Source organism: Arthrobacter sp. FW306-1B-F12A (genome assembly GCF_058781865.1).
This window is the reverse complement of sequence record NZ_JBYSXD010000006.1, coordinates 1-15,944: the sequence shown is the minus strand read 5'-3', so window position 1 is coordinate 15,944 and position 15,944 is coordinate 1. Positions and strand designations below refer to the sequence as shown.

Below are 15,944 nucleotides of genomic sequence, written 5' to 3'. Positions count from 1 at the left end.
TCCACACGTGACCACTACGCCGCCGGGAACACTGACCATCCGGAACGCCCTCATCTTCGATGGCGAGACCCGGAACCTGATCGAAGGCTCCATCACGGTCCGCGAGGGCCGGATCACCGAAGTGGGGCGAGACGTGGAAGAGGCCGGAAAGATCGTTGACGCCGACGGCCGTACCGTGATTCCCGGGCTCATCGATGCGCATTTCCATGCCTACGCGCTCAGCTTGACTGCCGCCAAGAACGAAACGGGGCCGTTGAGCTACTCTGCGCTCGCAGGGGCCCGGCGACTTGGGGCAGCCTTGAACCGGGGCTTCACGAGCGTCCGTGACGTGGCCGGGGGAGACATAGGCCTTGCCAATGCCATCGACGAAGGCTTGTACGCAGGTCCGAGGTACTTCTTTACCGGACCGGCCCTGAGCCAGACAGGTGGCCACGGTGACATCCGGGCCGCGGACGACGGCGGGTGCTTCCATGGCGGCCACATGTGCGAAGTGGTGGACGGCGAGGATGAGCTTCTGCGGGCCGTGCGCAACCGCTTCCGCACCGGAGCCACGGCCATCAAGCTCATGACGTCCGGCGGAGTCATTTCGCCCGTCGACCCCATCAGGGTTCCGCAGTACAGCTCGGCCGAAATCCGCACTGTAACGGAAGAGGCCTCCCGCCGGGGCAGTTATGCGACGGCCCACGCTTACTCGCCCGAGGCCATCCGCCATTCGGTGCTCAACGGGGTGCGCTGTATTGAGCACGGCAATCTGCTGGACGCCGAAACTGCCCGCTTGATGGCTGACAATGAGGTCTACCTGGTTCCGACTTTGGCGACCTACGACGCGATGGCACGGCGCGGCGAAGAAATCGGTCTCACGGAGATAGGGGCGGCCAAGAACCGGGAAGTGCTGAATGCCGGCCGGAATGCCGTCGTGTTAGCACGCGACGCGGGGGTCCGAATTGGATTTGGTACCGACCTCATGGGGGAGCTGGAGGACGAGCAATTGGCCGGGCTCCGCCTGCAATGCGAAGCACTGGGTGTCTACGATGCGCTCCGCTCTGCGACATCGACCAACGCAGCCCTGTTGCGTCGCGATGACCTGGGCCGCATAGCCGAAGGAGCCTTTGGAGACCTGGTCATCCTGGACGGAAACCCTGTCGATGAACCGTCGGTGCTCTGGGACGAAAGTCGCACACGTACGGTCATCAAGGCCGGACAGGTCATCACAAGGCAGTAGCCAGCCGCTAGAGGCGGCCTTGAACCGAGGCCCGTGCGGTCGAACGGGCCGCCGGCCCCCACTAAGCTGTGGCCCATGGAAACTGTCGTCTGGTCCAGACCGGAAAATGAGCGCGCAGGGACGCCGCTCCTGGTGATGATGCACGGATACGGCACGGACGAGCAGCGAATGGTGAATCTCTTTCCGCAGCTCCCCAAAGAATTCACTTGCGCTGCGCTCCGTGGGCCCGTGGCGATAGGGGACCACTACGGCTGGTTCCTGCTGGACTACTTCCTCGCCAACGACTTCGCGGACGTCATCACGGCCACTAACAAGGTCTTCGCCTGGATCGACTCCGTCAAGCGGAATCACAGCAGCGTGAGCCTCCTGGGCTATTCCCAAGGCATGGCCATGGCCAGCACGCTTCTGCGTCTCCGTCCGGAAGGCTTCAAAGCGACAGTGGGCCTCTCCGGATTCGTGCTGGAAAACGACCTTCTGGCGCTCAGCGAGTCCTTCGATTCGCCGCCGCCGTTCTTCTGGGGCAGGGACAAAGCCGATCCCGTGATCTTCAGGGATGCCATTGAGCACACCGAGGAATGGCTCAACAAGAACATGGCTCTCACCTCGAGAACCTACCCCGGCATGGGCCATCGGATCGAGGCCCGGGAAATGGCGGATGTGAGCGCGTTTCTGCGGTTTTACGTCCTTCGTTGAAGTGAGGTCCGCGTCACATTCGGGGATGCCGGAAAACAACTCTTGATTGCCAAAATTGTAAGCGCTTACACTCTTCTTCGGCGGTGCAAGGATGTGCCGCCAAATCCAGAAGATGAAAGGGTTGAGGCCGTGTTGAATGGTTAAGGCTCACCGCGTGACAATCCAGGACGTTGCCGTCCTCTCGGGCTTGTCCATCTGCACCGTTTCACGCGCCCTGCGGAACCTGCCGAACGTGTCCGAAAAAGCACAAGCCAAAGTGGCCGACGCCGCAGCCAAGCTCGGCTACAAGGCATCCTCCGCGGCGGCCCGGCTGGCCGGCGGAAATACCGGTTCCATCGCCATCATCACTCCTACCGCCACCGCGTGGTTCTTCGCCCAGGCCGTTGAGGCGGCCGAGGAAGTGTTCGGAGACAGCGGTTTCGACACCGTCCTGATCAGCCTGCGCGGCAAGTCGAGCGTCAAGCGGAAGATCTTTGGCGACCTCCTTGGACTGTCCCAACGCGTGGATGGCGTGCTGCTCCTCAACGTCGATTTGAGCGAATCCGAGGTTGCCCTCCTGGCCGCGTCCGGCCTTGCAGTTGCGAGCGTGGGGATGACTTCCGTACCGTGGGACAACGTAGGGATCGACGACGAACTCGCAGCTTGGCAGGCCACCTCCCACCTGCTGGGGCTGGGCCATTGGGATCTGGCGGTGCTTTCCGGCCGCGAAACCCAGGAGAACTCGGTGTTGACGGCCAGCGACAGGCTCAAGGGATTCAGCCGTGCATTGAAGGACCATCACCTGACTGTTCATCCGGACTTGGTCATCAATTCGGATTCCACGATCGACGGCGGCCGTATAGCCATGAACGAACTCATTGCCCACAGGAGCCTTCCCACCGCAGTCTTCGCGCACTGTGACGAGGCGGCGTTCGGGGCACTGATGGCCTTGCGAGAGCATGGGCTGTCCGCACCAAAGAATGTCTCCGTGATTGGAATCGACGACCACCCCATGAGCTGGTTCCTCGGCCTGAGCACGGTGGCGCAGCCAGTGGCGGACCAGGGTGCCTTCGCCGCCAACCTCCTGGTGGACCGGCTCCAGAACGCCGACGCCCCCAACGAACCCTCCCATCATTTCCTTGACACGAAACTCATTGAACGCAAAACCACGCGCCGCCAGCGCTGAACGGACCACTCCACACCATGACTGATACCCGAGCCACCCAGAAGACCGCCTGGACGGGCGCCACCGCGCTCCTTTTCGACCTCGACGGCGTGCTGACGCCCACCGCCGTGGTGCATGAGCAGGCTTGGCAGGAGCTCTTCGACGGCTACCTGGCCGAAACGGGCCATCCGGACGGCTACCAGGAGAGCGACTACTTCGACCACATCGACGGCAAGCCGCGCTTCGATGGCGTGCGTGATTTCCTCACCTCCCGTGGAATCACGTTGCCGGAAGGACCCACCGACGACGATCCCGCCAACACCAGCGTGCAGGGCCTGGGCAACCGCAAGAACCGGATCTTCAACGAGATCGTGGATTCGCGTGGCGTCGAGCCCTACGCGGGCTCCGTCCGCTTCATCCACGCCGCATTGGAGCTGGGACTCAAGCTCGCCGTCGTGTCCTCTTCCCGCAACGCGCCCGCCGTGCTGAAGGCGGCCGGACTGGATGGCTACTTCCCGGTGGTGGTCGACGGCCAGGTGGCGGCCGCCGTCGGGCTCCCCGGCAAGCCGGATCCGGCCACGTTCCGTTACGCCGCCGAACTGCTGGACGTTCCAGCCGAGGGCTGCGTCGTCGTCGAGGACGCAGTGTCCGGCGTGCAGGCCGGCAGTGCCGGGAACTTCCGCGCCGTGATCGGGGTGGACCGGGGAGCCGGCCGCCAGACCCTGCTCGACGCCGGCGCAACGTTCGTGGTCGACGACCTCGATGACCTCCTCTAACCAAGCCGTTTCACCAGAAACAGAAGGAACCCAACAGTCCATGGCACTCATCAGCTCCGACCGGCTGCGCTTCCCCTGCGAACCGTGGAAGCTCGTGGAGAGCATCCACGTTCCCGGCGACGCCGGTACGCTCGAAACCCTCTTCAGCCTCGGCAACGGCCACCTGGGCATCCGCGGTGCCCATTGGGCCGGGGCGGACGCCGAACTCCCCGGCACGTTCATCAACGGTTTCCACGAAACGTGGGACATCAAGCACGCCGAGAACGCGTATGGCTTCGCCCGCACGGGACAAAGGATCGTCTATGTGCCGGATGCCAACAACTTCAACGTTGTCATCGACGGCGAGCAGCTGAGCCTCACAGAGTCCGCGGTGCAGAATTACCGCCGCAGCATCGACTTCGCCACGGGTGTGTACGAATGCGCCGTTACCTGGGAGTGCCGTTCAGGCGCCATTGTCACCACCCTGGAGCGCCGCGCCGTCGGGATCGATTCAAGGGGTTCCCTCGGCATCGAGCTGAGCCTCACCGCAGACCGCCAGGTGTCCGCTGACATCACGTCTTTGGTGATCAATCGGCAGGACCAGCCTGTGGAGGACCACTCGGCCCACGACCCCCGCCGCTCCGGCCGCCACGCTGGCCGGGTGTTGCTTCCGCTCCACCTCCAGGGCTCCGACGGATCGCTGCGCATGGCTTGGGAAACCGCTGAATCCCGGCAGCGCATCGGCATGGCCGTGGACCATTGGATATCCGCCGAAGGCCAGCCCTTCGAAACCGTGGTGGGGGAGGACGAGTCAACGGTCCGCTACGTCATGGCCGTGAATGAAGGCGAGACGTTCCGCTTGGAGAAGAGCGTCAGCTACGTCGTGAACAGCGCCGATGCAAGCGAATCAGACCCGGGCGAGATCCTCGCGTCCGACGCCGAATTGGGCCTCGTGCCGTTTGACGCGCTCCTCGCCGAAGGCACGGCGCACTACCGGGATTACTGGTCTACGGCGGATATCACCATTGGCGGCCAGCCCGAACAGCAGCAGGCCGTGCGCTGGAGCCTGTTCCAGCTCGCCCAGGCCACCGCGCGGGCCGGCGTCGCGGGCATCCCGGCCAAGGGCGTCAGCGGCTCCGGCTATGAGGGCCACTACTTCTGGGACCAGGAGGTGTACCTCCTGCCGTACTTGACCTATACCAACCCGGCCGCCGCGCGCCAAGTGCTGGAATCCCGCCACGCCATGCTTCCCGACGCCCGGATTCGGGCCAAGGAACTCAGCGTGGACGGTGCACTGTTCCCGTGGCGCACCATCAACGGGCTCGAGGCCAGCGCGTACTACGCCGCTGGCACGGCGCAGTTCCACATCGCCGCCGCCATCTCCTTCGCAGCCAACCGGTACCAGTGGGCCAGCGGCGACGCGAGCTTCCGCGCCGAAGTGGGCGCCGACCTGTTGATCGAGACGGCCCGCATGTGGGCTTCGCTGGGCTTCTTCGGCAAGGACGGCTTGTTCCACATCCACGGCGTCACCGGCCCGGATGAATACACGGCGGTGGTCAACGACAACCTCTACACCAACGTCATGGCCCGCTTTAACCTGCGGGCCGCTGCGGCACTGGAACACCCGGACGTCCCCGACACCGAGCGGATGGTGTGGCAGCAGGCCGCCGCGCGTATGTCCCTTCCCTACGATCCGGACATGGAGATCTACAGCCAGGACAACGACTTCATGACCCTGGAGCCGTGGGACTGGAACACCCCTAAGTCGAAGTACCCGCTGCTGCTCAACTTCCACCCGCTGGTGATCTACCGGCACCAGGTCCTCAAGCAAGCGGATACGGTACTGGCGATGTTCCTCCAGTGGCAGGACTTCACGGCCGAGGAAAAGCAGCGCGCGTTCGACTTCTACGATCCCATCACCACCGGCGACTCCACCTTGTCCGCCTGCGTGCAGGGCATCATGGCGGCCGAGGTGGGCTACTCCGACGTCGCGCTCAAGCACTTCACCGAGGCCTTGTTCATCGACCTGGACAACACGCACCACAACACCGTTGACGGCGTGCACATCGCGTCCACCGGCGGCATCTGGAGTTCCCTGGTGTGCGGTTTCGCGGGCATGCGTGACCAGGGCCAGGTCCCGCACTTCGATCCGCGGTTGCCGGCCGAGTGGGACAGCCTGTCCTTCCGGCTCAAGATCCGCGGGCGCCTGTTGTCCGTCGAGCTGCGGCCGGCGACCATCAGCCTTGCGCTGGTTCCGGATTCAGGTTCTCCTGGGCTAGGGTCCGACGCCGGTTCCGCACCTTTGGAGGTCAGCGTGCGCGGGCAGCGGGTAGTCGTCGGCGTTGAGACCGTCACTGTGCCGCTCGACGAAGTGCCGGTCCCCGCGCCGTCGGTCTTCCCGAGCCTCTTCCCGACGGCGGGACTTCCGGTGATTGGGAGCGCGCGGGTCTGAGTTAACCCCCAAGCTCAGCCCGGGCCCCGCAGTCCATCAGCGTCTTGCTTCTGGTAGATTGTCGCAAAAATGACGGTGATCCATGCCGTCGGGGTATTTGGGGGTCTCCTTGAGCGTGCGTGGATTAAGGTTCTTGGCTGTTTTCTCTGTCCTGCTTGGATTGCTCACCTCCACGGGGGTTTCTGCCGTCCCGGCCTCCGCCCGCGCCGCCGAGAAATCCCCAGCCTCTGCGCCCATGCTCGGTCCAACGCAACCGGTGGACCCCGGCACCTTTGTGTCGCTTTCACCGTTCCGCGCCCTGGATACCCGAGGTGGTTCGGCTGCGGGTGCTGATGCGCCTGTGTCGTTCCAGGTGGGTGGGGTTTCGGGGATTCCGGCGAATGTTTCGGCTGTTGTGTTCAATCTGACGGTGACGGGGCCGAAGTCGTTCGGGTTTGTGAGTGCGTTTGCTTCTGGGACTGAGCGTCCGAATGCGTCGAATGTGAATTTCGGCGTTGGGCAGACGGTGGCGAATTCGGTGACGGTGCCGGTGGGTGCTGACGGGAAGGTGACGTTGTTCAACCGGTCCGGCGGTTCCACCGATCTGATTGCCGACGTTTCTGGGTATTACTTGTCCGGGGCTCCGGTGGTTCCGGGTGCGTTTGCGCCGTTGGCTCCTTCGCGGATGCTGGATACGCGTGGTGGTTCGGCTGCGGGTGCTGATGCGCCTGTGTCGTTCCAGGTGGGTGGGGTTTCGGGGATTCCGGCGAATGTTTCGGCTGTGGTGTTCAATCTGACGGTGACGGGGCCGAAGTCGTTCGGGTTTGTGAGTGCGTTTGCTTCGGGCACGTTGCGTCCGAATGCGTCGAATGTGAATTTTGATGTTGGGCAGACGGTGGCGAACTCGGTGACGGTGCCGGTGGGTGCTGACGGGAAAGTGACGCTGTTCAACCGGTCCGGCGGTTCCACCGACCTGATTGCCGACGTCTCGGGCTATTACCTGTCCGGGGCTCCGGTTGTTCCGGGTGCGTTTGCGCCGTTGGCTCCTTCACGGATGCTGGATACGCGTGGCGGTTCGGCTGCGGGTGCTGATGCGCCTGTGTCGTTCCAGGTGGGTGGGGTTTCGGGGATTCCGGCGAATGTTTCGGCTGTTGTGTTCAATCTGACGGTGACGGGGCCGAAGTCGTTCGGGTTTGTGAGTGCGTTTGCTTCCGGGACTGAGCGTCCGAATGCGTCGAATGTGAATTTCGGCGTTGGGCAGACGGTGGCGAATTCTGTGACGGTGCCGGTGGGTGCTGACGGGAAGGTGACGTTGTTCAACCGTTCGTCCGGTACTACCGACCTGATTGCGGATGTTTCGGGTTACTTCATGGGCCAACTCATGCCGCCGGCGACGCCGGTCATCTCTCCGCCCACGAGCATTACGACCTTCGCTGGAAGTGACTGGGGTACGGTCAATGGCGGAGGGACTGTTGGTGAAGGGCAATACGATTTCACCATTAGTGAGCCGGGCACGTATCCGGCAAAGGGTTTTATTTACTCGGTCAGTGGTGCTCCAGTCTCCTCATTCCCGGTCAATCTCGGCTGTGACACCCCTCGGGTCGCGCAATTTGTGGTGGTCTGTCCGACCGAAGGACGGAAAGCGACAGCGACGGTGGGGTCTGTTGATTACTTCACTTTTATCAGCGTTTGGGCGTTCAACGACGCCGGCTTTAGCAATCCGACGACCTATCGGTTCAGTGTGGCAAATGCCGTGCCTGTGCCCACGACCGTGCTCCCGATCACCGCACCGAGCGGAGGGAATTGGGTGCCCGTTGCTACCCAAGTCGGCGGCAGGCCTATAGCCACCGGTTCTTGTCAGGGAGATACGAGCGCGGGATACCCCGGGAGCACCAAAATGAATGCCCTTCAACTGAATGGGGCACCAGGCCAGTTCGGGGAGACGGCGTCGCTGGCAGTGAATACGCTGGAGAGCTTCAGCGTCTCAGGATGGTTCTGCCCCACAAAAATAGCAGGTGGAACAACCCAGTCGCTGATAGCGCAGGTTGCCGATAGCGGGGCCCTGGGCGGGGCGCTGCGGCTGGATCCAAAGGGCTCGCCCGAGCTGGATACCTGGACCACGGGCAACACGCTGGAACAGGTGCAGACCTGGCCACAGTCGGACAATGCCTGGATGTTCATTTGCGCTGTTTATGACAAGGTCAATCAACAGTTGCGCATTACTGTGACCTCGGGAGGTACCACTTCAACCTGGACCACGGCCGCAACCTCGACCCAAAGCCGCCTTCCCTCCACGACCGGGTCAGTGCGGCTAGGCGAGGGCTTCAAGGGTCAGATCCTCAATCCGGTCATGACCCAGGGGATCCTTACAGACGATCGGTTCAGTAACGTACAAAACGTTTTCACGCCCACCTCCCAAGGGGTGCTCAGATGAGCAAACTGCAGCCAAGCGGCTAGCGATCGATGGCTCCCCACCGGCACGCTCACCTTACTCAGCATCGGGTCGATTAGGGACGGCGGGCGCCGTCTCCGGCGCATCCCAGTCGATGTGGTGGCGATAGACCCAGTCGAAGTTGTCGGCCGTCTTCCGTGCGAGTGAGCGGAAGACGGCCTTCAGCACAAGGTCTTCGAAGACTCGCTTGAATTGGCCGCGGATCTTCGGGGCGGCGTTCCGGCGGCCCCATTCGACCACCGATTCCGCCCGGCTCCGGCGTTCCTTCTCGTAGCGGGACAGGGCGCCGGGATGTCCGCGGGTGAGATGCCCCGAAGCGATCGCCCGAGCGCGACGGCGTCTTCGATCGCCATGGAGGCGCCTTGCCCGGACGACGGCGATGCTGCGTGGGCAGCGTCTCCCACCAGCATCAGGTTCCCTCGATGCCAGCTGGGAATGCTCGGAAAATCGGAGGTAGTGTACGGCCGGATGTGGTGAGCTTCCAGGGGTCTTCCTTGGATCCAGCGGCCATCTACGGTGTCCTTCCTGGCGGGCGTCACTGCAGGCGTCGCGCGGGTGTTGGCTACACGCTACACAGGGCCGGGCGGCGCTGGAAGGCGGGGAGTGGGGCGGGTGGTAGCCGTCCAGCACCTTGACCGCTAGGGACGGTCCGACCCGGGCTTCCGGGCCGGGTGCCGGCGCCCTCGGGCGCCTGATGACCGTCGGGGTGTGACCGCACTTGTGGGTCTGATTTTGTAACAAAGCGATAGTGTCCTATGTCTATTGCGGAAACGCGTGGACAACATGTAGCTTTCTCTCAGCATTCCGTGCTTTGGGGGAACGGTTTTATTTTTTGGGGATCCCGCGCACTTCCTTCTCGTGAAAGTAGTCCCGTGGGATCTCGTCCTTCGTTGCTGTTGCGTGCTGTTTGTGGGTTGTCGGTAGTAGCGGGGTTGTTGGCGGCGCCCGGCCCGGCCTGGGCAGGACCTCTGCGCGGGGGCGCCGGCATTGCCGGGCCGGTGACGGAGAGCGTGGCGACGACCCAGGCGGCCCAGAACAAGATCGATGTCGTGGTCGACGCCCTCACGACCCCGACCGAGCAGACCGTGGCGCACCCTGACGGGACGTTCACCCGGACCGTGAACACGGAACCTGTCCGCATGCAGACGGCGGCCGGATGGCAGGACATTTCCACGGACCTGGTCCAGGCCACCGTGAACGGGCAGGCGGTCCTCAAACCCAGGATGACGCCTGTCGATGTCACCCTCGCCCGTGGCGGCAGCACCCAGATGGCGAGCGTGGATGACAAGCGCGGCCACGTGGTGAAGCAGTCCTGGCCCTTCGATCCGCTGCCCGAGCCGGTGGTTGCGGGCAACACGGCCACGTACGCGTCGGTGCTGCCCGGGGTGGATTTGATCCAGGTCAGCCACAAAACCGGCGTCTCCCAGGTACTGAGGATCGCCACCGCGGAGGCCGCGAAGGATCCGCGGGTGGTGCAGATGCGCATCTTCCTGGACGCACAGAACGCCACCGTCCAGGCCGAGCCCGGCGGCGGCCTCTCGGCCACGGGCACGGACACGGGGAAAGCGGAGCTGCGCACGGAGATGGGGCAGTGGTGGGATTCCTCCCAGACGGGAGCGTCGGCGTCTGATCCGGGCGGGCCCGGGATCACCCGCCCGTTCTCCCTGAGTCTGGGGTCCGAGAACGGCAAGCAGACCCAGGTCCTGGGGATGAGTGAGATCCTGAACCTGCCGAACCTGCACTACCCGTTGTTCGTGGATCCGGACTGGTCCACCGTACGGGCCTCGTACCTGTACGTGGACAGCGCCTACCCGACCACCCCGTACTGGAACGGCCAGTACACGGACTCCACCGTGCACGTGGGGTACCTCCCTTCTTACTGGGCGCCGGACGGTGTCTCCCACACCACCCGCGGCTACTACCAGTTTGACACCACGCCGATGTCGGGCAAGATCATCCTCGCGGCCGTGATGAACGCGACCGAGACCTGGTCCTCCTCCTGCACCGCGACGCCGGTCGACGCGTGGGTGACCGGCGGTATCAGCCCGGGCACGACGTGGAACGCGCAGCCCGGCCTGGTCGCCAAGACGGATTCCAGGACCGTGGCCATGGGATATTCGTCCGGTTGCCCGGCCGGGACGGTGGGTTTCAACCTCTCATCAATCAAGTCGACCCTGCAGACTGTCAGCCAGTGGACGGTGTCACTGAGGGCCGGCAATGAGGGGGACCCGTTGGGGTGGAAGCGGTTCAACAACGACGCCTCGATCATCGTCACCTACGACACGCCGCCCTACACCCCGGGGTTGTGGAATATCAACAACGCCCGCTGGACCGGGGCGCCGTTCGCGTCGACCTATGTGACCCGCATGAACTACCCGATCTATACCCTGACGGTTGGTGACCCGGACGGCGCAGCGGGCGGGAACATCAACATCTGGATGACCGTGTTCAGCACCGGAAGCTCGCCCCAGCAAATGTTCAGCACTGGTCCGATCTCGGTGTCCGGGTCCGGAGGCTACCCGTCCTGGCAAGGTCCCAATCTGCTGGCTGACGGGGTGTACCAGCTCCAGGCCCAGGCCCAGGACTCGAACGGCGTGAACTCCGGGGTCATGCAGTTCTTCTTCGAGGTGAAGACAACGGCACCTGATGCACCCTCGATCATCCCGCCGACCACGATCACGACCGTGCAGGGCACCACTACGGGCACCGTGAACAACGGGGGTAAGGTCGGTGCCGACCAGTACGCGTTCTCGATCAATGACTCGGGGACGTATCCGGCTCAGGGATTCGTCTATGCAGTCACGGACGGGAATGGGCCGTCTTCTGTGCCGACCACTGTCAGTTGCAATACGCGGGTGAGGGAATTCGTGGTGGTCTGTCCACCCGATGGGCGGACAGTAACGGCAACGGTCACACCGGTGGATGCGACCACGATGTTGACTGTGTGGGCGTTTGACTATGCCGGAAACGTCAACAGCCAGACCAAGTCCACCGCCCCGACGTCCTACACCTTCACCACCGGAGCCGCAGCTGCGACCCCTGTGACGATCCTGCCCGCGACGGCTCAGGGCGCGAGCTGGGTGGATGTGGCGACCAGTGCCGGGAACCCGGACAGGAACCTTTCCACCAGTTGCCAGGACTCCCTGAACCCGGCAGCCACGGAAACCGGAAAAGCCTTGCAGCTCACCGGAGCGGGTCAGTATGCCGCCACGGGTCAGCGCGCAGTGGACACATCCCAGAGTTTCAGCGTCTCGGGCTGGTTTTGCCCGTCGCCCGCGAACCCGGCCGCCGACGCGACAATCCAGTCGCTGATCACGCAATTGGCAGGACCGACATCCCCGGGCGGCGCGATCCGCATGGCAACGTCCAGCCATCTTCCCGAGATCGACGCATGGGCAGGAACGAACGGGACGGGCCTTGAATCCGTCCAAAGCCCGTTGCAACTGCCGGTCAATTCGTGGACCTTCGTGTCCGCGGTGTACGACACGATCAACCAGCAACTACGCATCACCGTGAATTCAGCCGGCTACACCACAACCTGGACCTACGCGACCGCGACCCAGACCCACATCGCCGCTCCTGCGGACCAGCCGGTGTTGCTGGGGGCTTCCTCCACCAGCGGCGGGGACCAGTTCATCGGCCGGATCATGAACCCGGTGGTCGCCCAGGGCGTTCTGACCGCGTACCAGTTCAACACTGCGCACTCGACCTTCAAAAGCATCGCCGACACAAAAGGCGCCTACCCCATGGGGGTTCTGAAATGAGCAAAGTCCCGAACCGCCCGCGGGCCGGCAGCGCCATCGTTCTCGCGGTGACCGCCGCGGTGGTCACCGCCTCCGCGGGCCTTTTCGCGATCACGATCGACCCCGCCGCCGGGTGGACCCCGGCCGTTGTGCCTGCGCACGGGGCCGACGTCCCGGTCAGCCCCTGGACCCCGGCAAGCCAGGACCCCGTGAGTGTGCCGCCGTTCGTGGACGGAACCGACCCGGCATCGGTCCACGGAACCGTCAACGGGACCGGACCGGCGACCCTGACCGGCACTCCGGCACGGGGTCCGGGTGCCGGGAGCGGACTGAGCGTGAAGACGGCCGTCTTCACCGGCGGCGCTCCCATGACCGCACCCCCGGCGCCGGTTCCGGTCAATGACCAGGGATCCGGGAACTTCACCGCCCTGCCCGGGGCATCCTCCGGTTCCTGGGGAGTCACGGGCCAGACCGGCGGCTTCACCTGGAGCTACCCGTTCAGCGCCCGGAAGGCCCCCGCCGGGCCAACGCCGGCCCTGGGTCTGGCCTATGACTCCTCCTCGATCGACGGCCTGACCAGCGCAACCAACAACCAGGCCTCCACGATCGGCGATGGCTGGTCCCTGGCCGGGGCCGGGTCGATCCGGCAGAAATTCGCCCCGTGCATGGACCAGGGCCTGCCGGCCGGCTCCACCTACGATCTGTGCGGGAACCCCGGCGGGCAGCAGTTCAGCATCTCGTTCGGCGGCCGCACCGGCCAGGTCATCAAGGACGCCAGCGGGACGTACAAGCTGCAGAACGATGACAACACCCGTATCGAATACCTGACCGACAACACCAACTCCAACGGCACGTTCGATGGCGGGTACTGGAAACTGACCGACACGTCCGGGACCCAGTATTTCTTCGGCCGCAACCACCTCCCGGGATGGGTCGGCGGGAACGCCTCGACGAATTCCGCCGACACGGTCCCGGTCGGGGCAGCAACCCCGACCCAGCCCTGTTCGGCCGGTACTTTCGGCGCGTCACTGTGCCAGCAGGCCTACGCCTGGAACCTGGATTACGTCGTGGACGTCAACAACAACTCCGAGGCGTTCTACTACACCCAGGACACCAACAACTACACGACCCAGGCCGGGACGGGTCCGCTGAAGAGCTATGTGCGCTCCAGCCGCCTGGCCCGGGTGGACTACGGCATGCGCGCCGGCAGCGAACTGGCCTCCTCCTCACCACTGCGCATCGAACTGGCCTACACGCCCCGCTGCACCGGGGTCGACTGCACCGTGGGCACCGACGTCCCCACCGCCTTCGCCTGCGCCCCGACCGGGACGTGCGCGGTGTACTCGCCCACGTTCTACAGTGACCAGCGCCTGCTGAAAGTCACCACCCGCACCAACACCGGCCCGGGGGCGTACCAGGACGTGGACGCCTGGAACCTCCACCACTCCATGCCGGACCCCGGAGACGGGACCAAACCGGCGCTGTGGCTGGGATCGGTGGACCACCAAGGACTGAACACGGCCACAGGCGCGGGCGCGGCGGTTTCGGACCCGGGCGTGGTCTTTGCCGGCGCATCCCTGCAGAACAGGGTCGTCCCGTCCCAGGCCGACGGGCTCGCACCGCTGGACAGGTACCGGATCGGCACGATCACGACCGTCACGGGCGCCTCCATCGCCGTGTCCTACCTGGGCACTGAGTGTTCCGGGACCAACCTGCCGGCCGCTCCCGAGACGAACACGCTGCGTTGTTTCCCCCAGTGGTGGACTCCGACCACACCGATCGCCCAGCCGGCCAGGATGGATTACTTCCACATCTACCCGGTCGCCTCGGTCACCACCAATGTCGGGCCGGGTGCCAACGGGTCGTTGACCATGGCCACCCGGTACGAATACCAGGGCACTCCGGCGTGGAAATACGCCGCCCCCGCCTTCGTGTCCGGCACGGGCGGGTCCCAGCTGACCTGGTCGGTCAACACGGGCTGGTCCAAGGTCAAGACCATCACCGGTACCGGCACCGCGGCGCAAAACCCCTCCAGCATCACCACTTACCTGCGTGGCCTGGACGGGACACCGTCGAACGGCAGCGGCGGGATCAAATCCTCCTCCGTGACGACGTCGGACGGCACCGCGATCACCGATTCGCCCTGGTTCGCCGGTGCCGCGGTGGAAACCCAGAAATTCCTGGGCGAGACCGGCCCGCAGCTGAGCACCAGCATCAGCATCCCCTGGTCCTCGCCCGTGACAGCCACCGGGGCCACCACGCTGGGTTCCCCGACGGCCCGGCACACCGGCACCGCGTCAGTGAAGACAATCCTCGCCAGCAGCACCGGGGCAGGCACCCGTACCACGACCACGTCCAACACGTTCGACAACGGCACCGGCAACCCGAACTATGGGCGGGTTACTTCCGTGTCCAATTCCGGGGAAACCGGCGGAACCCCCGGCAGTTGCACCGTGACCGCCTACGCTGACAGCACCGGCGCGAACAACACCGGTCCCAACCTGCTGGCCCTGCCCGCCACCACCACCACCTACGCCGGGCCCTGCACCGGAAACGGGGCACCGGCCGGGAACATCATCGCCGCCGCCGGCACCCTGTATGACTCCTCGATGGCCGCCACCCCCGGCGCGCCCACCTACCAGGCCCCGACCCTGGGCAACCCGGCACGCACCGACACCGCCACCGCAGTCAACGGCACCACCGTCGCTGCCTGGAAGACCGGCCCCACCCTGGCCTACGATTCCCTGGGCCGGGTCAGCTCCTCCACGGACAACACCACCGGCACGGCCCGCACCACCCAGATCGCCTACACGCCCGCCACCGGGTTGCCCACCTCGGTGACGACCAAGAACCCGCTGGACTGGACCACGACCACTGCGTTTGATTCCATCCGGGGCAACAAAACCACGTCCACGGACGAGAACGGCAACGTCACCAGCTACCAGTACGACGCCTCCGGCCGGGTCACCGGTGTCTGGGACCCCATGCGCCCGCAGGCCAGCAATGCCACCCCGACCCAGGCCACCGCGTACACGATCTCCCAGAGCGCCCCGTCATCGATCGCGCGCACCACCATCAACGGCAGCGGCCAGGCCATCACCAGTTACGAGATCTACGACGGTCTCGGACGGATCCGTCAAACGCAGAAACTCGGCCCGAACGCCGGGACCATCGCCACCGACACGATGTACAACAGCATCGGCGCGAAGCTGCGCGTCAACAACGCCTACCACTTCCCCGCCAACCCCAGCTCCACCCTCACACTCAGTAGCGTTGCCGTGCCGTCCTCGGACGCCTACACCTATGACGGCGCCGGACGACTCCTCACGGACACCGCCCTGGCGAACGACAACCAGACACTCTGGACCACCACCCTCAGCTACACCGGGGTCGACACCTCCACGACCACCGGACCCGGAAACGAATCCGCGACCACCACGGTGGTGAACGCCGCCGGCAAAACCGTCTCCCGCCAGCTCTTCCACGGCACCACCCCCACCGGCC

The 15,944-nt window shown here is 64.7% G+C and carries 10 protein-coding genes; 8 read left to right on the top strand and 2 right to left on the bottom strand.

The window, feature by feature from the left end:
• Positions 1-7: 7 nt before the first annotated feature.
• The 6 genes from AC3WJU_RS04800 to AC3WJU_RS04775 all read left to right on the top strand — a co-directional run bounded on the left by AC3WJU_RS04800 (position 8) and on the right by AC3WJU_RS04775 (position 8,679).
• Positions 8-1,222: a metal-dependent hydrolase family protein gene (locus AC3WJU_RS04800; protein WP_059388419.1), complete on the top strand. Its 1,215-nt coding sequence runs from the start codon at positions 8-10 to the stop codon at positions 1,220-1,222.
• A 75-nt stretch (positions 1,223-1,297) separates the two neighbouring features.
• Positions 1,298-1,915, top strand: coding sequence for an alpha/beta hydrolase (locus AC3WJU_RS04795; RefSeq protein WP_059388420.1), 618 nt, complete (start codon positions 1,298-1,300; stop codon positions 1,913-1,915).
• Between the two features lie 154 nt (positions 1,916-2,069).
• A complete protein-coding gene (locus AC3WJU_RS04790) occupies positions 2,070-3,080 on the top strand; it encodes a LacI family DNA-binding transcriptional regulator (protein WP_253257245.1) in 1,011 nt (336 codons plus the stop codon).
• A gap of 17 nt (positions 3,081-3,097) precedes the next feature.
• Positions 3,098-3,835 carry an HAD family hydrolase gene (locus AC3WJU_RS04785; protein ID WP_492259276.1) on the top strand — a complete coding sequence of 246 codons (738 nt, stop codon included), beginning with the start codon at positions 3,098-3,100 and terminating at the stop codon, positions 3,833-3,835.
• A 40-nt stretch (positions 3,836-3,875) separates the two neighbouring features.
• A complete protein-coding gene (locus tag AC3WJU_RS04780; protein ID WP_307053874.1) occupies positions 3,876-6,266 on the top strand; it encodes a glycoside hydrolase family 65 protein in 2,391 nt (796 codons plus the stop codon).
• Between the two features lie 133 nt (positions 6,267-6,399).
• Positions 6,400-8,679, top strand: a complete 2,280-nt coding sequence (locus tag AC3WJU_RS04775; protein ID WP_492259275.1) for a hypothetical protein — start codon at positions 6,400-6,402, stop codon at positions 8,677-8,679.
• 54 nt (positions 8,680-8,733) lie between these two features.
• Here the strand turns inward: AC3WJU_RS04775 and AC3WJU_RS04770 are convergent, their stop codons facing one another.
• Both AC3WJU_RS04770 and AC3WJU_RS04765 read right to left on the bottom strand, forming a co-directional pair.
• Complete coding sequence (locus AC3WJU_RS04770; protein WP_492259341.1) at positions 8,734-8,937, bottom strand: hypothetical protein; 204 nt, start codon at positions 8,935-8,937, stop codon at positions 8,734-8,736.
• Positions 8,859-9,236, bottom strand: coding sequence for an FAD-dependent oxidoreductase (locus AC3WJU_RS04765; RefSeq protein WP_492259274.1), 378 nt, complete (start codon positions 9,234-9,236; stop codon positions 8,859-8,861). Before AC3WJU_RS04765 ends, AC3WJU_RS04770 begins: the two co-directional genes overlap by 79 nt.
• 333 nt (positions 9,237-9,569) lie before the next feature.
• Between AC3WJU_RS04765 and AC3WJU_RS04760 the strand changes: the two genes are divergently transcribed.
• Together AC3WJU_RS04760 and AC3WJU_RS04755 are read left to right on the top strand one after the other, a co-directional pair.
• Positions 9,570-12,461: a LamG-like jellyroll fold domain-containing protein gene (locus tag AC3WJU_RS04760; protein WP_492259273.1), complete on the top strand. Its 2,892-nt coding sequence runs from the start codon at positions 9,570-9,572 to the stop codon at positions 12,459-12,461.
• Positions 12,458-15,944, top strand: a 3,487-nt coding sequence (locus tag AC3WJU_RS04755; RefSeq protein WP_492259272.1) for an RHS repeat domain-containing protein, incomplete at its 3' end; no start/stop codon positions are given. The genes AC3WJU_RS04760 and AC3WJU_RS04755, both read left to right, overlap by 4 nt.